This window comes from Burkholderia lata (assembly GCF_902499335.1).
Classification (GTDB): Bacteria; Pseudomonadota; Gammaproteobacteria; order Burkholderiales; family Burkholderiaceae; genus Burkholderia; species Burkholderia lata_B.
In genome coordinates, this window is sequence record NZ_CABVQK010000010.1 from 216,367 (window position 1) to 237,642 (window position 21,276).

A 21,276-nucleotide genomic window follows, 5' to 3' on the forward strand; every position below is an offset into this window, starting at 1 on the left:
AGACACGGCTTCGCCTGCCGATATTGAATTTCGTCACATCCACCACCCACTTCTGGTTGTGGCTGTCGAGCACCAAACTGACGTTGCGGCAAGTAGGGTCCGCTTGGCCGACTTCACCTCGCTAGGAGCCGCATTTCATCGGGCGCACCATGGACTTCAGTTGCAATTGCGGCATTGCTTTGCCTCTGCGCGCCCATGTGGCTTACGAGATGACCGGCCTGCTGGATCGTAGCCGTGACGCGCCGAATAGCGTAGCGGCCCTTGTTGCGCTTGAACACCATACGGACTTGCATCTTGAGTTCAGCATTCCGGCCGTCGACGTCCAATGTACCGATCTCGCGATAGAACCTGCTGCGTGCCAAGCTCGCCACCTTCAGGAGCACCGCAACCGCCTGTACACTGGAGGCCTGAAGCAGCTTCTCGCAGGTCTTGGCGTACCGCTCCGTCACTCGTTGGTGGCGGCCCAGCCACGCCAGCCGCTCCAGTCGTGGGCCGCGATAGCGCTTGTACCAAGCTCGGCGACGACGGACATTTTTCAGAGGGGGCACATGAATGCTCCTCGTGCGCGGAAGGCTGGCTAATTCCTTTTTGTTGTGCCGGTAGTTCGGGCGCGCCCCTTGCTTTAGCGCAGCGTGACGTATTTGAGTCCAATCCCGACAGTTCGATCATCGTTTGAATTTCCCCCAACATCACATGGCCGTAATGCCCCTTGCACATCGAAGGAGATGGCCAGCAACCGGTGCTTGACGGCCTCGGCGTCGAGTCGGACGACCCACTCCATACTTCCCTCCTGGCAAAGGGAGAGTTGACATTCGTGGCCATTGACCACGACGCGTATGGTCGGCGGAGTCACCGAGCCGGGCGCAAACACGTGACCGTGCAATGTGAGTTCGAAGTCGCAGCTAGGCGACACGGGTTCGGGAAGGCTCAGCGGAATGGTCAGCGACGCACGCACTTCAGCACTCCACACCCCCCAATTTTCAGGCCAGTACCAGCCGTATCCGAAGATGGAGCATGCAGCGCCAGGCGTATCCAGTGCCATGCTGAGCGATTGTCCCGGAGCTAGCGTTGGCAATTCCGGAAGGCCGTTCGCCGTTGGATCCAATCCCCAGCGGTAGCCGAAAATCTGGTTGAGCACATCCTCGGGAAACGACGGCAGTGTGTCTGCCGAACGTTGAGGCAGTGGCCAGTGCCATGCGCGCTGTCTCGCACGGGAGAAAGCCCTTAGCGAGCGAACGCTGGCCACCTCGGGCCTGACGGGTATCCACGACGAGCAGGTCGCCGGCAAAAGACTGACCCTATTGCGATCGTCGTCGAGCAATCGCCGAATATCGTTGCACCCGAGATAGCCGGCTTCGTTGAGCACACCGGAGGATATTGATCCAACGAATGCAAGATTGTCCGCACAGAGCAGGCTATATGTGTTGCCGCCTACAAGCACCGCGTTGGGTACTTGTTCCAGTAGCGCGTGCAGGTGGCTCGTATCGGTCTGCGCAGGATGAGGTCGAACTGCCAGCAGATCGACTTCCTTTGCCCAATCACTAATTTGCTTGCTGAAGTCGACGGGGTGCGTAATGCAGCCGCCGCGCACGACGGCAAGATCAACGGTCATCTGCCCAACAAAGACCCCGACGCTCCGATTCGGCCGTACGATCGATGACTGTCCTCGCCGTGCAAAGTGAGCACGCAAGCTGGCGGCAGCAGACCAGAACATTTCCTCGTCGATACGCAGCCGCTCCAGGACACGCTGGATCCCGATGTCGTTGGTGCGCATTGCCAGATGCAGATCACGGGTAAAGCGGATCGAGTGGATTTCCACGTCGATGAATGCGGCTCCGTGGCTGTCTACGTATTGCATGATGGACGGCGGCAAGCCCCAGCCAATCACCAGGGTAGCGGGCGTCAAGGCCAGCGAACTCAGTAGCTCGGTGGCCTGATTCAAGTCAGTTGTGCACGCTGCGGCCCATCCATCCGGGCTTTGCGGTAAGTCCAGTGCCTCCATGACCTTGCGCACCGGAATGTTCCCGCCCTGCGAGCAAGAACAGATCTCCCGCACGCGCCAACCTAGTCTCGAAGCCGCCGTCCCGAAGAAGGCACGCAAGAACTTGCGGTTGACCGGTGACGCCAGCGGCAATCCGTTCTCGCGCGAACGGAAAAAATCGTCAGCGAAGACCACCTCTTCGATGTGCGGTCGTCGTCTCAATTCCAGCATGAATCCATTGACTGTCTATTGCAGGTTATTGAATGAATCGCGAGTGCATCAATGACAGAGACAAGCCGCGTCAGGCGGCTGTCTCGCGAGAAAACACAAACGTCGGATTTATATAGTGATGCATGTCGCTCGGCGCGACGTCGACATCTGCGAATTCTAGATCGTGGTCGTGTCCCGCTTAACCGGTGTCGGAACGCACGCTGCAGATCGCCAAAAATCTCGGTGGTTATGGCATGGGGCGGGCAGTGACGCAGTACCCCGTTGCGCGTGATTGTGCATCGCCGTCTGGCCCCTCGGTACCCTGACTTCGGATCTCGAAATCACGGCGCTCGATTTGTGGTGCGTCGATGGATCAGAGGGGATGCCGAACCACGTGTACGACGCAGTCGGTAACCACCGTCGCGAGCGTTGCATAAAGTTCAGGAATTGGGGCAGCAGCGATTGAGCGACGCGCATCGGCCTCCTTGAGCAACTCGGGGCGATGAAGTCGATATTCGCGCCAACGTCGAGCGCCTGATTGTCCGGGATGACGAATCGGCGGAGCGGGGCCTGGTCCAGATCACGTTTCGGATATCGAATGTCCCGGCTCAGCGACGCGGAATAATACCTTTCGTGCCGGCGATAAAAATCAAACATCATTGATATCGCACAGATTTCGAAAGTGACTTTTTGCTGCTCCCTTTGATTTCCGTGCAAGGCGTCTCCCGGCTCGACATCGCGCTCTCTTCTGTTAATGGGGGCATATTGTTTGCCCGCGCTGGCGCTCATCGTACTCGCGCACGGGGAGAGTGCGATAATCCTTTTTGTTACCGTTGATTACATCACATTGCCTCGTTGGCGAATTCGAGACATCGCGGTTTCCGGCATATTTGGCGACGAAGTCGTGGCGCCGTGCCAATGGCGCATTCATATAGGTTGCCGATGAACAGCGGCTTGAACACACGCCCGGGGCGGGCTTTGGACAGCCGTGGCCCACGCATCGGATGCGCAGGTTTCTCGCGGATGAATTCGAAATTCCCCATATGTCGACAGGGCACAACACTTGGCCTTCGGTATGAGTTTCCCGTGGTCATCTCTAATTTGCGCTGAGTGGGCTTTGGGGTATTCGGCATCCCGCTATTGAAAACAAAACCCTCGCGCTTGGCGAGGGTTTGTCGATAGTCTGAGCATGGCGGTTGCCACGCTTTTTCGCCCGTGCGCTGCCACTACGCGTTGCGATGCGAGACTGGCGTTTCGGGCGTCGGGTATCGCGCGTCGCGGAACGTCTCAAGAATTACGCGGTTGGTGTCGCAGTACACCTGCCAGTAGTGCTCAGGCTGCGTGGACGGACGCACGAACAGCAGCGGGCCTTCCGGCGTGAACTGCAGCACGCCGACGTCCGGCACGGGATTGGTCAGCACGTTCGGGATCTGCTGGATCGACGTCTTCAGGCGGTTGATCGCGTCGACCGCATCGACGCCGTTCGCAATCTTCGCGGTCAGGTCGACACGACGGTGCGACGTTGCGCTGTAGTTAGCGATGTTGTCCGAAAAAATCTTGTTGTTGCCGACGATCGTCACGATGTTGTCGGGCGTGATGATCGTGGTGCCGAACAGGCCGAGTTCCTTGACCGTGCCGGTGACGCCACCTGCATTGATCACGTCGCCGATCTTAAATGGACGCAGCACCTGCATGAAGACGCCTGCGGCGAAATGCGCAAGCAGGCCGCCCCAGGCCGTGCCGATCGCGAGGCCGAGGCCGGCGAGCAGGGCAGCGAACGAGGTCGTCTGAACGCCGAAGATCTGCAGGATTGCGAGGATCAGCAGGATAGTCAGCAGTACGCCGACGACGGATGTTAGGTAGTCGGTCAGTGTCGGGTCGATCTTGCCACTGCGGCGCACGACTTTGCTGAGCAGGCGGGTGCCGATGCGGATCACCCAGCGGCCGACGAACCACAACACGATCGCGGCGAGGAGGTTGAGGCCGAAGTCCAGGCCGCGGGTCATCAGGAATTGTTGCGCGGTGGCGAGATCGATCATGCGTTCTCCGAAGTCAAGAGTAAAAAGGGCGGCGCATGCACCAGGGTGGGTGGCGCTTTTATAACTCGACCTGTGAGGGGCGGGCAACCCGCCTTACATTGCGCGACGTAGTGAAAAACGGGCAGGACGCGTGCGCATACTGCCCGTTGGTGAGAGTCAGATCGCGGCCAAAGTCGGCGCGTGATCCGGAAATCGCTGTCGTTACAAGGCTGCGCGGCCGTAGGTGTCTTCGAAGCGGACGATGTCGTCCTCGCCGAGATATGCACCCGATTGGACTTCGATCAGTTCAAGCGGAATCTTGCCGGGGTTCTTCAGCCGGTGGGTTGCGCCGAGCGGGATGTAGGTCGACTGGTTTTCGGTCAGCATTATTTCCTTGTCACCGTTCGTGACAAGTGCCGTGCCTTTCACGACGATCCAGTGCTCAGCGCGATGGTGGTGCATCTGAAGGCTGAGTTGTGCACCTGGTTTCACGACGATACGCTTGACCTGGAAGCGGTCGCCTTGGTCGATGCCTTCGTAATCGCCCCACGGACGCACGACTCTGCGGTGCGTGATGGATTCATGACGGCCAGAGGTGTTGAGCCACTCGACAATTTTCTTGACGTCCTGGGTTTTGTCGCAATGAGCGACGAGAACGGCGTCAGCGGTCTCGACAATCACCAGATTGTCGACACCGATCGTGGCGACCATGCGGTGCTCCGCGCGAACGTAAGCATTGCGGGTATCGTAGGTGAATACGTCCCCGAACTGCGCATTACCGTTATCGTCCTTGTCTGCGATCTCGGCGAGTGACGCCCACGAACCGATATCATTCCAGCCGAGGTCGGATGCGGCGATCACGACGGCACGCTCGGTCCGCTCCATTACCGCGTAGTCGATCGAGATATTCGGTACGGCGGAAAATTGGGTTTCATCGAGACGGATAAAGTCGGCGTCGCAGGTGGCTCCGTGGAGTGCAGCTTCGGCCTGTCGGGCGACCTCCGGTTCGAAGCGTTGCAATTCCTCCATGTATGTCGATGCCTTTAGCATGAACATGCCGCTGTTCCAGTAATAGCCGCCATCGTCGAGGAAGGCTTCGGCCGTCGCGTGGTCGGGTTTCTCGACGAAAGCCTGTACGGTGTAGGCGGCGCATTCCTCGGAGATAGTCGAGCCGCAGCGGATATATCCGTATCCGGTATGTGGTGAATCCGGCTTGATACCAAACGTGACGAGATGATTATCTGCGGCGATTTTCGCGGCTGTGCAAGCCGCTTTGATGAATGCCTGCTCGTTGAGAATGATATGGTCCGACGGTAGCACCATCAGTAATGCATCAGGTGCGCTTCGCAGCGCAACCAGTGCCGCGATGGCGATCGCGGGGGCCGTATTGCGGCCAACCGGTTCAAGTATGACCGAGGATGGCGTGATGCCGACGGCGCGTAGTTGTTCGGAAATGATGAACCGTTGCTCGGTATTCGAAACGACAATTGGCGCTGCCGCATCCGGAATGTCGGCAAGGCGCAGCGCAGTCTGCTGTGCTAGCGAGTGTTTTCCTGCTAGTTTTAGATATTGCTTCGGGTAGCCACCCCGCGACATTGGCCAAAGCCGTGTACCGCTGCCACCACAGAGAATCACCGGATAAATGTTCATGAATCACTCGACCTTGCTGAGATGCTGATGAAAGAGTTGCCTGTCTTGAAATCAGTGTGCCATTTTCTCGAAATTTTGCAGACACGTGTTGTTTTTGGATGAGCGAGTGCTCCGCTTAATTTCAATCGAACACGGCATGATCAATCGCGCGAAAGAAGGTGCAGAATGCCATTCCGACTCCAGCGCCAGGCTTTCAACCACGGCCGCATTCGGTTGCCTTCGATTCTTTCGAGCGGCCGCGATGCGGATGCGCTCATTTTGCCGACAACTGATTCCGGTGTGGTAAATATCCCCCAGGTCCAGTCCCAGTAAACTGGGTAGCGAATCAGTACGCCCGCGGTGAGCATGTCCAGAGTCAGTCTGCGTTCGCGCCATGGCTGTGGGAGCCTGTCGTGCGTGAGGCCCCAGCCGGCGTAGAATGGCAGCCCGTAGGTATGGACTTGCTTGCCGCGGATGAGGGCTTCGAAGCCGGACAGCGAGGATAGAGTGTGAACTTCGTCGGAAACTTCGATCAGAGACGCAAGATCGGATTCGGTATCGACGATATCCGCATTGCCGTTAGCCTCAACAACACCCTGCCGGTTTCCGGACAACACATCTGGGTGCGGTTTGTATACGAGAAATGCGTCAGGACGATGCAGGCGGACTTGGTTCACGAGATCTTCAATCGTCGAGATGTTTCTTGTGCCGAGGCGAATGGATGCATCGTCGGCGACTTGACCGGGGACGAGTATGACCGTTTTCCCGGGCGGTGCGTGCCAGGTCGGGCGGCGGCGCCCCAGATTGTATTTCGTCAATCCGGCGTTTGAAATTGTTTCACGTAATGTTCTGGCGCGAGAAAGTTCCGCGTCGGAAAACTCGGCCTCGTTCAGGATCACTGAGAGATCACTTGGCCGGCTCGGATCGAAATAAATACCTAAGCGGTCGATAACCTGACTGCAGGGTGCGACGTGATCCGAACCTAGACCCGCCGAGTGCAGGAAGCCGTCCTCGATGCGGATCATGGGCGTCTCGGGTGGAAGGCCTGTCGACGAGCGGGCGCCCCAGAACGCGGCATATTCACCAGCGCGAAGTTCGTCGAGCCGATCGATCCAGCGCAGTCGTGTCCCCGCTGCGGTGAGATAGGGTTTGGCGAACGGCCGTTTCCACCACTGGAAGCGGATTCCCGCAATGCTACCCACATCGGCGAAACGCCGCGCCGTCGCACGGTGTGTTGCGATTGCGGCAAGCAACGTGTCCAGCTCGCCGATTGTCCCGGTCTCCGGATCAATATACCGGGATAGGCGTACGAACATCGCTTCGAACAGAGCATCGATTGTTACGCTGGCCTGACGCGTAGGCTGAACGGCATCATCGTGCGTGAGGCCCCATCCCGCGTAGTAGGGGCGACCAAATACGTGTACCGGTACGCCACACAACAGTGCTTGCATGCCTTCGGGTGCAGATACGGTGTAAACATGCTGGAAATGGGGGAGTGACGTACACAGCGATCCGAGAGGGTCAATGGATCGCGAAACCGCGCATATTTCGGGATGACGGGCGGACAACCATTCTGTGCGCTTGTTCACACCGCTGCGCGCTAGCCACAATTCCGCGTCTGGATGCGTGTTGCGCGCAGCTGAGATCATCTTTTTGAATGCCTGACGGCGCACCGGACGCGGTGTGCCGAATGCGTCCGAGACCGGTTCGTCGATCAGCAGAACGCGTTGCCTGGTCGACGCGGCCAGATCGGGGTGGGGGCGCGATGGCGAAGCAGCAGGGTCGAAGACACAGGCTGCGCGAAATCGCTCCATCAACTGCTGCAAGCCGACCGTTTCGCTGTCGGTCGCGTGTTTCGCCAGTTCGTCATCGATGCAGCGGATCCAAGTTTCTGCGGTGCGAGTTGCAAGCGGCGCACAAAACCACGAAAGTAACGGCCCGCGTTTGCGTGGCAGGATGTCATTTGCCCATACGCCTGGGGCGCTGGTGGGCCGGTAGATGTTCGTCTTCACGAAGACAGTGCGTCAATAAATGCGTCGACCTGGCGGAAATGCATTTGCCAGGTGGGGATCTCGAAGTCTGCAATGCGATCAAGCTGTGTGTTGCGCTCGGGGCTGTCGCTTTGTGCATATGCGAGAATGCGTGCGGACCAACCTGGACCATCGAATGGGTCGAGGTAGTCCGGAATATCTCCGGCAATTTCATGGAACACCCCGAGATCGCTTGCTAGCACGGGGACTCCGAGCGTCAGCGCTTCGACGAGTGGCATGCCGTAGCCTTCCACGAAGGACGGGAATAATAGTGCCTGCGCATGCTGCAGCCAGGCGCGCAATTGTGCGTCGCTGCAGTCGGAATGTTCTATCACGGCATCCTGGATGCTTTCGCAGCGTTCGAGCATGTCAATGACGTTTTCGCATTCCCATCCGCGGCGACCGATAATAACGAGCTTGGGCGCTCTCTTGCCGAGCCGGGCGACAAGTTCCCGCCAGATATGCAGCATGAACCAGTGGTTCTTTCGAGGCTCGATTGTGCCAAGCATGACGAAGTAGGGCTGGTCGAGCGGGCTGGATACACTGTCGTGTACTGCGATTCCCGGTGCCAGGCGAGCCACGACCGTAGGCGGCAGCGACAGGTTGGCGCGATGAGCTTCCGCGGTCAGTGCGTTGAGTGTGTCCTGCGAGTTCATGATGAGGCCGTCGGCATGGCGCAGCGCGGTGTGGATGCGCGCGCGATGAACCGGGCCGACTCCCGGACGACAATATTCGGCATGCGTGATCGGTATCAGGTCGTGGATCATGAAGATTGACCGAATGCCGCGACGTTTCATGGCTTGGTAGTAGCGTGGCTGCTCCATGCCGTTGTGGCTGGTATGCAGGAGAACGGCCCTGTCGAAAGTGCCACTTACGGGTGTCAACAGACTGAAAGTAGATTGAACGCGTATTCGCGTCTTGGAGGGCGTGGTCGATTGCAGTAGCAGGCTGAATATCCTGCGCGAATCCCGTTCGGACAGAATTTTGGAAAACCCGAGATCGCTGAGTACCGCACGCGCGTTGTCGTGGTAGCGCTCCACGTAGGCCAGCCCGACGCGATCCACGCCTGTCGGTAATTGTCCTTTGGCCAGGCGCGACAGGAGTCGAGATACGTCCAAGAATACGTTTAACACGGATGAAATATTTTGTCTTGACGGATGGACGTGTGCGAGTAGCAACGGATGGATTGAGGAATTCTGCCAATCGCGCGCAAATATATTCTACATCGTGAGACAATCCAAGCCGATTCTAGATGATGACCGGAACGCATCAAAACATGGCAAGTTTCTATCGTCGTACATATCTGGCTTGGGCCGCATGTGGTGTGGTCGGCCTGAGCGCCTGCTCGGCCATTCCGACTTCCGGGCCCAGCCGGTCCCAAGTCAATAGCGCGGCCTCCGAAAGCAATCCGGCGGGAATTCAAATCGTCGATCTCACTGACGAAGTGGCGCGCAAACTTTTCGCCGAGCGCAAGCTCGGCGGTTTCGTCGATGTCCTGGGCGACGGGGCGCAATTCAGTCAGCGGCTCGGAGTCGGCGACAGTCTTTCCGTGTTGATCTGGGAGGCACCACCTGCAACGCTGTTTTCGGCAGGTGAAATGGACGCCAAGTCTGGTGCGACAGGCGGATCGCGCATGACGACGCTGCCGACCCAAACCGTCGATGGTGAGGGGAATATTCGTATCCCATTCATTGGTGCAGTAAAAGCTGCCGGGCGAACGCCGGCCCAGCTTGAGCAATACATCACGACTCGGCTTAAGGGCATCGCGCATGATCCCCAGGTGCTGGTAAAACTCGATCGCAACGAGACGTCATATGTCACGATTGTGGGGGATGTGGCCAGCAGCAACCGGATGCAGCTCAGCGCACGCGGCGAGCGCGTGCTCGATGCCTTGGCTTCCGCAGGTGGCGTCCGACAGCCGATCGACAAGATCACGATCCAGGTAACGCGGGGCAATGTCGTGGCGTCACTTCCGCTCGCGACCGTGATTCGCGATCCGCGTCAAAACGTACCGTTACGCGCGGGAGACGTGGTTACCGCGTTGTTCCAGCCTTACAGCTTTACGTCCCTGGGCGCGACGGGCAAGAATCAGGAAATCAACTTCGAAGCGCAGGGTATTACCCTGGCACAGGCGCTCGCGCGAGCCGGCGGCCTGGAAGACTCGCGTGCAGATGCGCAAGGCGTGTTTGTCTTTCGTTTCGAGGATGCTGGTGCGCTCGACTGGCAGTCCAAGCCGGTGCGCACCACGGCGGATAATAAGGTCCCTGTGATTTATCGGGTGAACTTGCGTGATCCAGGTTCGTTTTTTGTTGCCCAGAATTTCATGGTGGACAACAAGGATCTGATTTACGTATCAAATGCACCCGTTACGGAACTCCAGAAAATGTTGAATCTGGTGTTTACTGTTGCGTATCCGGTCGTGACCGGGGTGCAGTCGTTCAAGTGATTTGAGGGTTAAGGCATTTGATCGTTGGGTGTCGCGTTGGCAATATCGCCCAGTTCGATATGCAGAAATATTTGGTTGCGTATTCGCATGAACGTATATGCTGACTCATTGGCGATCTGAAGTACTTTTTTGAATTGCAGAGATAAACATGAAAACGGCAATCATTACTGGTATCACTGGGCAGGACGGGGCGTATCTGGCGCAATTGCTGCTGGAGAAGAATTATTTGGTTTACGGTACCTACCGTCGGACGAGTTCGGTAAATTTCTGGCGAATCGAGGAGCTCGGTATCGACTCGCATCCCAATCTGCGACTCGTCGAATACGATCTGACGGATCTGGGTGCGAGCATCAACTTGCTCAAGACGACCGGCGCCACCGAGGTTTACAACCTTGCAGCGCAAAGCTTTGTTGGGGTGTCTTTCGATCAACCATCCACGACGGCCGCGATTACCGGGCTTGGACCGCTGAACCTGCTCGAAGCGATCCGTATCGTCAACACTGATATTCGCTTCTACCAGGCCAGCACGTCCGAGATGTTCGGCAAGGTGCAGGCGATTCCGCAAATCGAATCGACGCCGTTCTATCCGCGTAGCCCGTATGGTGTTGCAAAGCTTTATGCACACTGGATTACAGTGAATTATCGGGAAAGCTACGACATCTTTGGCTGCAGCGGCATTCTTTTCAATCATGAATCGCCGCTCCGTGGGCGTGAATTCGTCACTCGCAAGATCACCGATAGCATCGCGAAGATCCATCTTGGCAAGCTTGATGTGCTGGAACTTGGCAATCTCGACGCGAAGCGCGACTGGGGGTTTGCCAAGGAGTATGTCGAGGGCATGTGGCGGATGCTCCAGGCGGACAAGCCCGATACCTACGTCTTGGCGACGAACCGGACGGAAACCGTGCGCGATTTTGTGACGATGGCGGCCAAGGCAACCGACATCGATCTCGCGTGGAGCGGCAGCGGTGCCGACGAAATCGGTACGTGCAAGAAGACGGGCAAGGTGATCGTGAAGATCAATCCGAAGTTCTATCGTCCCGCCGAGGTCGAACTGCTGATCGGCAATCCGGAGAAGGCTCACGCCGAACTTGGGTGGAAGCCGCAAACTTCTCTCGAGGCGCTTTGCCAGATGATGGTTGAAGCTGATATCCGCCGCAATAAAGCCGGCTTTTCCTTCTAACACTCATGGCGAAAGTCCTGATCACCGGGGTACGCGGCTTCACCGGCCGCTTCCTGTCGGATTTTCTCGTAGCGGCAGGCCATGAGGTATGTGGTTTTGGTCATCGGCAAGATACGGATTCGCCAACGACTCGCGTCGTCGACCTGCTGCATCGCTCCCAGGTCGAACAGGCCCTTGGGGAAATCAGGCCCGATGTCGTTGTGCACCTGGCAGCCATTGCGCTTGTAGCACATGGAGATGCACGCGCAATTTACGACACAAACGTAGTCGGTACCCGGAATCTGCTGGAGGCCATGTGCGCATCCGGATGCAGTCCGCGATCAGTGCTATTGGCCAGCAGCGCGAACGTTTATGGTAACTCGGATCGTGAAGTCTTGGACGAAGAGACGCCTGTCAGTCCCGCGAACGACTATGCCGTAAGCAAGGTCGCGATGGAGTTCATGGCAAGACTGTGGATGGACAAACTGCCCATTACCATCGTCCGGCCGTTCAACTATACCGGTGTTGGGCAATCGACTAGCTTTCTGCTGCCCAAAATCGTTGAACACTTTCGTGATCGGCGACCGGTAATCGAACTTGGCAATGTTGACGTTATTCGGGATTTCTCCGATGTCAGGTCGGTGGTCGCCGCCTATGCACGGCTGATTGACGGCAGTTTTGCGGGGCAAACATTCAATGTCTGTTCTGGGCATGGCTACGCGCTGCGCAAAGTGTTGGCCATGGCGGAACAAATTGCCGGCCACCATCTTGAGATTCGTGTCAATCCGCAATTTGTTCGCGCCAACGAAGTGCACAAGTTGATCGGTTCGAATGAGAAATTGCGTTTGGCCACCGGTTGGGAGCCGGGCTCCGACCTTGATAAGACGCTTGAGTGGATGCTCGAGGGAACGAATGTCAGGTAATGAGCCGATGGCTTTCCATCCCACCTCGCAGGCCGCCGGAGCATATGGTCGTGGCTTGCACGTGGAGGGTAGCGGCCGGAGGGATTTTTATCTCTGTATCCGGTACGTGCCCTCGTGGTTTCTCAACGGGTGCTGCCGGGTAGAGACGGGTTATACGGAATGAAGCACGATACTCCACTTAGACGATCTATCGAAATTCAGATCAGAGTGATTGGTGCGCTCTTGATGCGGGAAATCATTACGCGCTATGGAAGGCACAACGTTGGGTTCGTCTGGTTGTTTGGTGAGCCGATGATGTTTACGTTGGGTGTCATCGGATTGTGGACGGCTACTAAAACTGTTCACGGCTCGGGTCTGCCGATTGCTGCCTTCGCCCTGTCCGGTTATTCGTCAGTCCTGTTGTGGCGGAATTGCGTTAACCGATGCTGTCTCGCCATTCTCCCGAATCACAGCCTCCTGTTTCACCGGAACGTACGCGTGATCGACTTGTTCATTTCCCGGGCGATACTGGAGATTGCGGGCGCGACAATCTCGATATTCACGTTGACGATATTATTTGTGACGCTCGGCATCATGTCGATGCCAAGTGACATCAGTTTGATTCTCATGGGTTGGTTTCTGCTTGCATTCTTTGCAATCGGACTTGGATTTGCGATTGGAGCATTGAGTGAGCGTAGCGAGATGTCGGAACGGATCTGGCATACGGTTTCTTATCTGCTGTTCGCGCTTTCCGGTGCGCTATTTATGGTCGACTGGTTGCCGAAGAAAATGCAGCAGTATGTATTGTTTTTGCCCATGGTGCATGGAGTGGAAATGATGCGGGCCGGCTATTTCGGTGATCTCGTCAAACCGCATTACAGCGTGTCCTACGTTGTGATATTCGATGCCATTTTAATGCTCGTCGGCCTGTTTCTGGTGGCCGAAACAGGCAAGCGAGTCGAACCTGAATGATTGCACTGGAAAACGTCACTAAGGTCTATCGGACCCGCCAGGGTTCGCGCGCAGTTCTCGATCGCATCAACCTGAAGGTTGAGCGCGGAGAGAAAATCGGTATTCTCGGACGCAACGGCGCCGGTAAGTCGACCATGATCAGGATGGTTAGTGGTGCAGAACCGCCGACCAGCGGGATGGTTCGACGTGGCATGAGCGTATCATGGCCGCTGGCATTTGCAGGAGCCTTCCAGGGCAGTCTGACCGGCTTGGATAATCTGCGTTTCATTTGTCGGGTATATGGCGCCGATTCGAAGGCGGCCGAGCCGTTTGTTCAGGAGTTTTCCGAACTGGGTTATTACCTGAGAGAACCTGTCAAGACGTACTCGGCAGGTATGCGTGCTCGTCTGGCGTTTGCGTTATCGATGGCTATCGAATTCGACTGCTTCCTGATTGATGAAATCATTGCTGTCGGTGACAGCAGGTTTCATGCAAAATGTCACGCCGAGCTCTTTGAAAAGCGGAGTGATCGGGCGTTGATTATCGTTAGTCACGATGCCGGATACATTCGAGAGCATTGTGATCGTGCCGCGGTTCTCGTTCAAGGGAAGTTGCATCAATTCGATCATGTCGGCGAAGCCTACGAATTTTACCAGGCTAGTTCTAATTAATTTAATATTTAACCTTCGAATTTGATCTTTTTGTGATGTGGAAAACGGTGCGGTTGCATCTTCTCCAGTTGCTCGCCGTTCGCTACCACGAGGCTTGGGTGAAACACGCCCGCCAAGGCATTGCGTCGTTGCGCGTCCAACCGGAACCGCAGCGCAGGGGCAGGTGGTTGCTCGTCGATGTCTCGATCTTCGCCATGCATGACGCGGGAACAGGCATTCAGCGCGTTGTCCGCTCCGTCGCTATCGAATTGTTGCGGGCCCCCCCGGATGGCTTTGAGGTTAAGCTGGTCAGAGCCACGCGCAAGCTGGGCTATCGCCATGTCGAGCTTCAGTGCCCGGTTGGAGACGACGATCGATTGCAAATGCGGACGCTCGATCTTCCGGTAAATGTTCAATGCGGCGACATTTTTCTCGGCCTGGACTTCAGTAGCCGGATCATCCCGGCGAGATTGCGTGAATTATTGTCTTGGCGACAGATCGGAGTAAAGTGCGTATTTGTCGTCTATGATCTGATTCCGGCCCTATATCCGCAGTGGTTCACGAAGAAAGGTAGAAATAGTTATCAAAGGTGGCTGAGGTCAATTTCGATTCACGCCGATATGCTTTGCTGTATTTCGAATGCAGTAGCGGATGATGCTCGTCATTGGATTTCATCGAGATTCGGCATTGACGACGACGAAATTAATTTTCGCTGGTTCTATCTTGGCACGTCATTCGGTGAGGAGGTAATCGAGCCGATTCAGCCGGCGGTCGTGCGAGGCAGCGGAAGTGAAGCCGCGCTCGCGAGATCCTTGTTGATGGTCGGCACCGTCGAGCCGAGAAAGGGACATGACCAAGTGCTGGGCGCTGTGGAGGAGTTGTGGCGGCGAGGATTCGATGTCGTACTGGTCGTGGCGGGGCGACAGGGCTGGAATGTCGAATCGTTTGCCGCACGTCTGCGTGCGCATCCCGAGAACGGCAAGCGGATCATCTGGTTGGAGGATGTCAGCGACGGCCAGTTGGGATGGCTCTACAAGAATCTGGGTGGACTGGTGATGGCGTCGATGGCGGAGGGATTTGGCCTGCCCCTCGTCGAGGCGATGCATTACGGAATGCCAATCTTGGCGCGGGATCTGCCGGTGTTCAGAGAAATTGCCGGAGAGTCAGCATCGTATTTTTGCGACGACAATCCGATTCAGTTCGCGGATCGAATACTCGAATGGATGAATGATTCAGAATCGGAAAGAGCGCCCGCGACTGACCGAATGAGGTTGCTCAACTGGCGGGAGAGCACGAATTGGCTGATCAGGCATCTGAACGAACTGGCTTGACTGGCAGGCCTTGTCCTGGCCAATGGCATGGTTGGCCGGGGCAACCCCCCGGGGGGAAATTTATTGCGTGTTGCCTTTCCGCAGGCGCCCGGCGTGAGTGTCGTCGCGCCAATCGCGAGATCTAGCTTGACTAGGCCGGCCGATAGCCTTCGCCGGGGTGGCGACGATTAGGCAACGAACGGCAGCGGGGCCGACACGAGGTTGTTTCGCGAGCGCAGGTGCCCGACCTCGACGTGACGTATCGCCTGACGGCAATCGAAGCACATTCAACAATCTTTCGCCGAAATTTAACGATTTTGGCGTCGTCGTCGCGCCGACACAATTATTGCGAGATTTTGCTGATATTCTTCGTCTATTGCGACGTAAAATCTTCAAAATCGCTCGATTCGTTCGTTCGGGTGCAGGCATGTGTTCAGACAAATGAAAATTTGTGAAGTGAGCCCGATTGCGCCCTCGTCACAGGCCAGCCTGGAAGGGAGTCGAGTTTGCCGAGAGTGGCTCGGGGCGGACGTTCCCGTTTGGTGCGGTTGGCCATGAGCATCCGACCGGGCAGGTCATCGGTCGGTCCGTACACGTAGCGATTCAGCTCCGCGAAGCTCATACTTTGGTGACTCACGCCAAAGATGGGCCCCCCGGGGGAAAGATGGGTTGTGTTAGTCAGAACATGTGAAGGGGAAACATGAAGAATCCTTATTCCGGTAAACCGGACTACGCTTTCTGGAAACGATCGGTGTCCAGCCTGAACATCGGTGAAGTGGATCCGGTAGTGTCGGCGCCGTTCCCGATCAATCTCGGGGACAAGATCGCGACGGCAGGGAGTTGTTTCGCCCAGCACATATCGAGAACGTTGACCTCGGAAGGTTACGACTATCTGGTGACGGAGAGTGCCCCGCGCTCCACTGCTGCGGTTGACGACGGATACGGTGTATTCCCGGCTCGCTTCGGCAATATCTACACCGTGCGTCAGCTTCTGCAGTTATTCCTCCGGGCTTACGGCTTGTTCCATCCGGTCGATTCAGTATGGTGGCGGGCAGATGGTCGCGCGGTCGATCCGTTTCGCCCGCGGGTACAGGAGTCTGGATTTGCCAGTCGTGGAGAGGTTGAATCCGATCGTATTGAACACTTCAAGGCGGTGCGCGAAATGTTCGAGCGCGCAAACGTTTTTGTGTTTACGTTGGGGTTGACGGAGGGATGGGTCTCGGATGTCGATGGTGCTGTCTTCCCGATCGCTCCCGGTGTGGTTGCCAATCCGGATGCGGGGGATTCGATTTCATTCCGGAATTTTACGGTTCGGGAGATGGAAGAGGATTTGACCAAGTTCATCTCGCTGCTGCGGGGCGTCAATCCAGCCATCAAGATCATCCTGACCGTTTCGCCGGTCGCTTTGGTCGCAACCTATGAAGCGCGCCATGTGCTGGTTTCGACCTGCTATAGCAAGTCGGCGTTGCGTGTTGTTGCCGAGGACGCGTCGCGCTGCCATTCAAATGTGGCCTATTTCCCCTCGTATGAAATCATAACCGGGGCATATGCTCGTTCGTCATATTTCGAGGACGATCTCCGGGAAGTACGGCCAGAGGGAGTGGCGCACGTGATGCGCCTGTTCAAGCGTCACTACCTTGGCGGTACCGACACAACGGTTTTCGATGCCGCGGCACCTTCCGCTCGGCCCGCAGATTTTCGCCCGGATCATGCGGCATTCACGACGGCGGGCGGGACATCAACCGCGGAGCACATGAAACAGCTTCAGAATATTATTTGTGATGAAGAAGTCCTTGATCAGGACTTCGGCAACTAATCCCCGAAACGACAGGCGAATCATGAAAATCTCTCTTGTAGGTATCTGTCAAGTCGTGGGAATGGCCGCCTATTTGCGAAAGCAATTTCCCGTGGTAGAAGTATCTAGTTATCATGTGCAGCCAACGTCAAATAGAAACGAAATAATCAACCATCTGAAAGACTCGGATTTGATTATTTCGCAAATCCTGCCAGATCACGGCATGGAAGAATTTTCGAAAGATGCGCTGCGGGAAATTGCGAGGGATGTCGTAATTATCCCGCCATTGGTGTTCAGCGGTTTTCATCCCGATATGATCATCATTCCGCATCGCGGGGTACCACTGAATTCTCCGATCGAGGTCTATCACTCCAGAATTATTGCGGCTGCCTATACGCTTGGTTTGCCTGATACGCAGGCGGCAAATATTGCCAATGCGTTGATATTTAACCGCCTCGGTTACTTTCATCACTTCAATGCAGCCAAGGAAGTATTCTTTGAGCTGTTGCGCCCCTATCAGCTCGAAGAGTTCGCGCGTTCACGCTGGGACGACTGGATTTCGCGCGGTGCATTCATGCATACACCGAATCACCCGAGCGTCGCTATTCTCGGTGAGTTTGCACTGCATGCCGCCAAAACAGCAGGCCTTGAGCCTGGTTCGCCGGTCGAAGGCGAGATCGACGATATCTTCGACGATCAGCATGGTTGCCCGGTATACCCCGAAATTGGGCGTTATCTTGGAGTGCAGGGAGCCGACCGTTTTCGTACTTACAAGCGAGCGGCCAATAGCGAGGCGGAGAGATACATGGACATCCATCGCTTTGCGAAAAATGCGTACGAGATCTATCGTTCGCTGGAGCGTGATGAGCTTCTCGTCGACTCCTCGATCCGCTTCGCCCGGAAAGTCATACAGGACCTGATTTCCGACTCACGCTCTTGAGTGGTGCTGGTAGGGCAGGCGTCGAGTTGCGGTCGGTGTCGCATGCCGGCCGCTTGATCCGCTCGAACCCAATGGTGGATCACGCGCTTGACGAGGCGCTGGCGCAAACCAGCACGCAGCTATGCCGATTGTCCGTGACCGCTTCCGCAGCCGACGCGATTGGCGAACGATGCATCTTTTCGGTAGTCTACGACTGTATTCGGCGGGCGTACTCGAAGAGGCCATACAAGGCATGTACCGAGACCGATGCCGATATTTGCTGGATTCTCGGACCTGCGTGCTGAACTCCCTATGAAACATGTTGGATCGGTTGTGGCCGTGATGGTTGGCCTGTCTGCTTTCGCTGCAAAGAATGCGGTCGCGCAGGTAGTTGATGTGCCCGGTCCAGAGATGGTTGCGGGTACGGATCGAAAGCACGGCGGCCGCGAAGATGCCATCTGCGATGCGACAGGAAAAGAGGACTCGACTGCCTGTCTCGAAAAAAAGATGCGCGGCCTGATCGGTGGAGGCCGCGTCAAGGTAACCGGCAAATACTTGATTGAGCGACAGTTGGTTGTCCCACCCGGTGTTTCACTCGAGGGTGAGTGCGCAACGCCGGGAACCAACGGCAGCAATTCGATCGTCGAATATGCTAACTCGCGTTGTGGTGTGATGAGTGTGAGTCCCACGGCGACAATTGTCTTGTCTTCCGGTGCGAGTATTCGGGCAATGCAGATTTTTCGCGCAGGGATGACGTTCCCTGCGCCCGATAGCAAATCGTACGCAGGAACGGCAATTACGATCGGCGGCGATGACGCCGCGGTGGATCGCGTCACGATTCTCGGATTCGACCGAGCTGTGTATGATGCGGGCTATCAGCGGCCATTGATCAATTCGCTGTACGGCGATAATAACAATGGCATCGAGCTCACGCGTGTGTACGATGTCGCTCGAATTGCCAACTGCCATATGTGGCCTTTCGCAACGATTGCATCATCGGGAGGCCCATTGCGCAATCGGCGGTCGGGCATTGCGTATAATTTTCACGATACCGTTGATGGTCCAGTTCTCGTCAATAATTTCTCGTACGGCTACAAAATATCGTTTCGCTTTGCGAATGTCAGTACAGTTAGTGCGGTCAACAACTTTGCGGATAACGTCGAGCAGTCTTCTGATTCTGAGGGGTGGCGATTTGACGGAAATCTGAATGGATTTTCAGGAATGGGAAATGTTTCCTGGAGTCAGGCTGTTGGGGTGCGTATTAATTTGAATCCCAGTCAAATCGTTGATTTATCTGGGATGCGATTTAATCATAATTCGACGCATATTTACGTTGAAAGTGGAAGCGTGAAGGTGTACGGGGCAGAGTTTTTCAATGCCAAAAAAATATTGGTGATTCGGGGCCCGGATTCAATTGTTATGTTCGATAGGAATACGTTGGCGAATAACGATGTCAGTATTTCTGCGCTTGTTTCGACAGAAAATGTTAATATCGGGCCGGATAACCTAAATTTAACGGGTAAGCAGGAAGGGGGGCTCTCCTCTGGGGGGCTAAAAATACCCGAACTGATATCGCGCGAAATTTTGAATATTCCGTCAAATGGTGAGGTATTTATGGTGAAGGGGGCCGCCGGATTGCGGTATCTCGGCGGCGGTTGGGCAGGACGGACGATCACGCTGATATTTCGCGATGCGTTGACGGTTTATTCGGGTGACGGCCGTGATTCGCTGTTTGTGGACAACGGCGGCAAATTTCAGGCGAATCGCAACGCTGTGCTGGTACTGGTTCATGATGGGGCGCGCTGGATCCAGGCGGCCGGAGCTGGAGCACGACCCGAGGCGATGCCTCAGGCAACGGTCGCAACTCTACCCGCATGCGGCCAGTCATCGATCGGCTCAACTTACTTGGTGACCGACGCAGCGATGCCGCAATACGCGAAGCCGTTAACGGGCAGCGGTACAACGACTGTGCTGGCGGTGTGTGACGGGGCGAAGTGGGCTGCGCATTGACGTGGCGTCGTCCTGCATTCTCGCTGGATACCGCGATCAGGTTTTTCATTGTGACGGCGCTAGTGACTACTCTTGAGAGATTTGCCGATAGAGTTCGATCGTCCGATCTGCGCAGCGCTTCCAGGTGAAGCGGCTGGCCACCGACAAGCCCGCGGACACTGCGGTTCGCCGCCACTCGTCGTCAAGGAGGATTTTTGCGATGCCTTGCTTCAACGCTTCGGTATCGTCGGGGTCCACAAGCCACGCTGCGCCGCCGGCGACCTCGGGGAGGGATGAGCGATTCGAAGTCAAGGTCGGGATGCCGCTGGCGAGCGCCTCGAGGACAGGGAGTCCAAATCCCTCGTAAATCGACGGGTACAGGAAGGCGCGTGCACCGGAGTAAAGGAGCGGAAGCGCCGATTCGGGAACAAACCCGAGATAGCGGAGCCATCCGTCGCGCTGGTAGGTCTCGATGCGAGAATGTAGCGCGTCACTCAACCAGCCTTTGCTGCCTGCCAACACCAGCGGGTAGTGCCGTCGTACGTCGTCGGGGAGGCTGGAGTAGGCATCGAGCAGGTAATCAATTCGCTTGCGCGGTTCCAGCGTTGATACGCACAGTGAATATGATCCGAACCTAAGTCCGGTTGAACCCAGGTAGTTTTGCAGATCGCTGTTGTCACGAGGGTGGAAATCGGTCGCCACGCCGAGTGGAATCGATGTAACGCGATGGTCCGGCCATCCGAAGTAGTCGATGACTTCCTTTCGTGTGGCTTCGGAGTCCGTGACCAGGTGTTGTGCTCTGTTGAGCGTAGAATCAAACCGGTTTTCGAAATCGGCGAGTCGTTCGCGGGGGTGTGCCTCGGGATACCTGAATACCGACAAATCGTGAATGGTCGAGATTCCGGAGTCGGCCAGATCCGGAAGAAAGTAATTGGGCGAGTGAAACAGGAACTGTCTTGCCTGACGGTTCAGTCGCCAGCGCCGGAACTTCCGTGCCGTTTGAGCAAGCACCCCTTTTCGGTGTCGAGTTTGAACGAGATTGCTTAACAGTACGTTCGGGTTCTCGATCCAACGATTCTGGAGAAAGAATTTCAGCTCAGCGAAATTCGATGAATCTGCCAGGTAATGATTGGCTAACTCATACGTGTAACGACCGATGCCGGTGAGAGGTGGTGTAATGGCGTCGACGCAGAAGGCAATTTTCATGAATTCGCGATAGTGGCAAGACAACCTTGGGCGAGGTGCGCCATATCCAGTCAAAGTTGGGCGACACCGTGATGGAGT

Annotated in this window: 17 protein-coding genes; 9 read left to right on the top strand and 8 right to left on the bottom strand. The window is 56.2% G+C overall.

The annotated features are described in order from the left end of the window. Positions 1 to 113: 113 nt before the first annotated feature. The 6 genes from BCO18175_RS41125 to BCO18175_RS25320 form a co-directional block, all read right to left on the bottom strand. Entirely contained in the window at positions 114 to 548 is a 435-nt protein-coding gene (locus tag BCO18175_RS41125) for a hypothetical protein (protein WP_438820511.1), read from the bottom strand. Between the two features lie 74 nt (positions 549 to 622). After that, the gene (locus BCO18175_RS25300; protein WP_174985200.1) at positions 623 to 2,212 is read right to left on the bottom strand and encodes a hypothetical protein; all 1,590 of its coding nucleotides are present in this window, start codon (positions 2,210 to 2,212) and stop codon (positions 623 to 625) included. Positions 2,213 to 3,417: 1,205 nt separating this feature from the next. Beyond that, positions 3,418 to 4,230 carry a mechanosensitive ion channel family protein gene (locus BCO18175_RS25305; protein WP_174985325.1) on the bottom strand — a complete coding sequence of 271 codons (813 nt, stop codon included), beginning with the start codon at positions 4,228 to 4,230 and terminating at the stop codon, positions 3,418 to 3,420. 201 nt (positions 4,231 to 4,431) lie between these two features. After that, positions 4,432 to 5,859: a mannose-1-phosphate guanylyltransferase/mannose-6-phosphate isomerase gene (locus BCO18175_RS25310; protein ID WP_174985202.1), complete on the bottom strand. Its 1,428-nt coding sequence runs from the start codon at positions 5,857 to 5,859 to the stop codon at positions 4,432 to 4,434. Between the two features lie 140 nt (positions 5,860 to 5,999). Continuing rightward, entirely contained in the window at positions 6,000 to 7,850 is a 1,851-nt protein-coding gene (locus tag BCO18175_RS25315) for a capsular polysaccharide biosynthesis protein (protein WP_254608166.1), read from the bottom strand. Beyond that, positions 7,847 to 9,001, bottom strand: coding sequence for a glycosyltransferase family 4 protein (locus tag BCO18175_RS25320; protein WP_174985205.1), 1,155 nt, complete (start codon positions 8,999 to 9,001; stop codon positions 7,847 to 7,849). The genes BCO18175_RS25315 and BCO18175_RS25320 overlap by 4 nt, the downstream gene beginning before the upstream one ends. A gap of 143 nt (positions 9,002 to 9,144) precedes the next feature. On the opposite strand from BCO18175_RS25320, the gene BCO18175_RS25325 reads away from it, so the two are divergent. The 5 genes from BCO18175_RS25325 (at position 9,145) to BCO18175_RS25345 (ending at position 14,000) form a co-directional block, all read left to right on the top strand. Next, complete coding sequence (locus BCO18175_RS25325) at positions 9,145 to 10,314, top strand: polysaccharide biosynthesis/export family protein (protein WP_174985329.1); 1,170 nt, start codon at positions 9,145 to 9,147, stop codon at positions 10,312 to 10,314. Positions 10,315 to 10,462: 148 nt separating this feature from the next. Beyond that, positions 10,463 to 11,497, top strand: a complete 1,035-nt coding sequence (gmd, locus tag BCO18175_RS25330) for a GDP-mannose 4,6-dehydratase (protein WP_174985207.1) — start codon at positions 10,463 to 10,465, stop codon at positions 11,495 to 11,497. A gap of 5 nt (positions 11,498 to 11,502) precedes the next feature. Beyond that, entirely contained in the window at positions 11,503 to 12,399 is an 897-nt protein-coding gene (locus BCO18175_RS25335; RefSeq protein ID WP_174985210.1) for a GDP-mannose 4,6-dehydratase, read from the top strand. Positions 12,400 to 12,558: 159 nt separating this feature from the next. After that, complete coding sequence (locus BCO18175_RS25340; RefSeq protein ID WP_174985213.1) at positions 12,559 to 13,350, top strand: ABC transporter permease; 792 nt, start codon at positions 12,559 to 12,561, stop codon at positions 13,348 to 13,350. Beyond that, a complete protein-coding gene (locus BCO18175_RS25345) occupies positions 13,347 to 14,000 on the top strand; it encodes an ABC transporter ATP-binding protein (protein ID WP_174985215.1) in 654 nt (217 codons plus the stop codon). The genes BCO18175_RS25340 and BCO18175_RS25345 overlap by 4 nt, the downstream gene beginning before the upstream one ends. An 8-nt stretch (positions 14,001 to 14,008) precedes the next feature. Here the strand turns inward: BCO18175_RS25345 and BCO18175_RS25350 are convergent, their stop codons facing one another. Then, positions 14,009 to 14,362 (bottom strand): hypothetical protein, encoded by a 354-nt coding sequence (locus BCO18175_RS25350; RefSeq protein ID WP_174985218.1) that lies wholly within the window; start codon positions 14,360 to 14,362, stop codon positions 14,009 to 14,011. Here BCO18175_RS25350 and BCO18175_RS25355 point away from each other — a divergent pair, their 5' ends adjacent. The 4 genes from BCO18175_RS25355 (at position 14,363) to BCO18175_RS25370 (ending at position 20,013) form a co-directional block, all read left to right on the top strand. Continuing rightward, positions 14,363 to 15,310 (top strand): glycosyltransferase family 4 protein, encoded by a 948-nt coding sequence (locus tag BCO18175_RS25355; RefSeq protein WP_174985220.1) that lies wholly within the window; start codon positions 14,363 to 14,365, stop codon positions 15,308 to 15,310. It abuts the gene before it with no gap. Positions 15,311 to 15,989: 679 nt separating this feature from the next. Then, on the top strand, positions 15,990 to 17,105 hold the full coding sequence (locus BCO18175_RS25360; RefSeq protein WP_174985223.1) for a GSCFA domain-containing protein: 1,116 nt from the start codon (positions 15,990 to 15,992) through the stop codon (positions 17,103 to 17,105). 22 nt (positions 17,106 to 17,127) lie between these two features. Next, on the top strand, positions 17,128 to 18,024 hold the full coding sequence (locus BCO18175_RS25365) for a WcbI family polysaccharide biosynthesis putative acetyltransferase (RefSeq protein ID WP_174985226.1): 897 nt from the start codon (positions 17,128 to 17,130) through the stop codon (positions 18,022 to 18,024). Between the two features lie 291 nt (positions 18,025 to 18,315). Further along, positions 18,316 to 20,013 carry a hypothetical protein gene (locus BCO18175_RS25370; RefSeq protein ID WP_174985229.1) on the top strand — a complete coding sequence of 566 codons (1,698 nt, stop codon included), beginning with the start codon at positions 18,316 to 18,318 and terminating at the stop codon, positions 20,011 to 20,013. A 66-nt stretch (positions 20,014 to 20,079) separates the two neighbouring features. On the opposite strand, the gene BCO18175_RS25375 is transcribed toward BCO18175_RS25370, so the two are convergent. After that, on the bottom strand, positions 20,080 to 21,198 hold the full coding sequence (locus BCO18175_RS25375; RefSeq protein ID WP_174985232.1) for a glycosyltransferase family 4 protein: 1,119 nt from the start codon (positions 21,196 to 21,198) through the stop codon (positions 20,080 to 20,082). Positions 21,199 to 21,276: the final 78 nt, after the last annotated feature.

Excerpts from the sequence above, each read along its gene's own strand:
- BCO18175_RS25300 (WP_174985200.1), bottom strand. The coding sequence starts at position 2,212 with ATGCTGGAATTGAGACGACGACCGCACATCGAAGAGGTGGTCTTCGCT.
- gmd (WP_174985207.1), top strand. The coding sequence starts at position 10,463 with ATGAAAACGGCAATCATTACTGGTATCACTGGGCAGGACGGGGCGTAT.
- BCO18175_RS25370 (WP_174985229.1), top strand. The coding sequence starts at position 18,316 with ATGAAACATGTTGGATCGGTTGTGGCCGTGATGGTTGGCCTGTCTGCT.
- BCO18175_RS25345 (WP_174985215.1), top strand. The coding sequence starts at position 13,347 with ATGATTGCACTGGAAAACGTCACTAAGGTCTATCGGACCCGCCAGGGT.
- BCO18175_RS25355 (WP_174985220.1), top strand. The coding sequence starts at position 14,363 with ATGCGGACGCTCGATCTTCCGGTAAATGTTCAATGCGGCGACATTTTT.
- BCO18175_RS25325 (WP_174985329.1), top strand. The coding sequence starts at position 9,145 with ATGGCAAGTTTCTATCGTCGTACATATCTGGCTTGGGCCGCATGTGGT.
- BCO18175_RS25340 (WP_174985213.1), top strand. The coding sequence starts at position 12,559 with ATGAAGCACGATACTCCACTTAGACGATCTATCGAAATTCAGATCAGA.
- BCO18175_RS25360 (WP_174985223.1), top strand. The coding sequence starts at position 15,990 with ATGAAGAATCCTTATTCCGGTAAACCGGACTACGCTTTCTGGAAACGA.
- BCO18175_RS25335 (WP_174985210.1), top strand. The coding sequence starts at position 11,503 with ATGGCGAAAGTCCTGATCACCGGGGTACGCGGCTTCACCGGCCGCTTC.
- BCO18175_RS25305 (WP_174985325.1), bottom strand. The coding sequence starts at position 4,230 with ATGATCGATCTCGCCACCGCGCAACAATTCCTGATGACCCGCGGCCTG.
- BCO18175_RS25375 (WP_174985232.1), bottom strand. The coding sequence starts at position 21,198 with ATGAAAATTGCCTTCTGCGTCGACGCCATTACACCACCTCTCACCGGC.
- BCO18175_RS25365 (WP_174985226.1), top strand. The coding sequence starts at position 17,128 with ATGAAAATCTCTCTTGTAGGTATCTGTCAAGTCGTGGGAATGGCCGCC.
- BCO18175_RS25310 (WP_174985202.1), bottom strand. The coding sequence starts at position 5,859 with ATGAACATTTATCCGGTGATTCTCTGTGGTGGCAGCGGTACACGGCTT.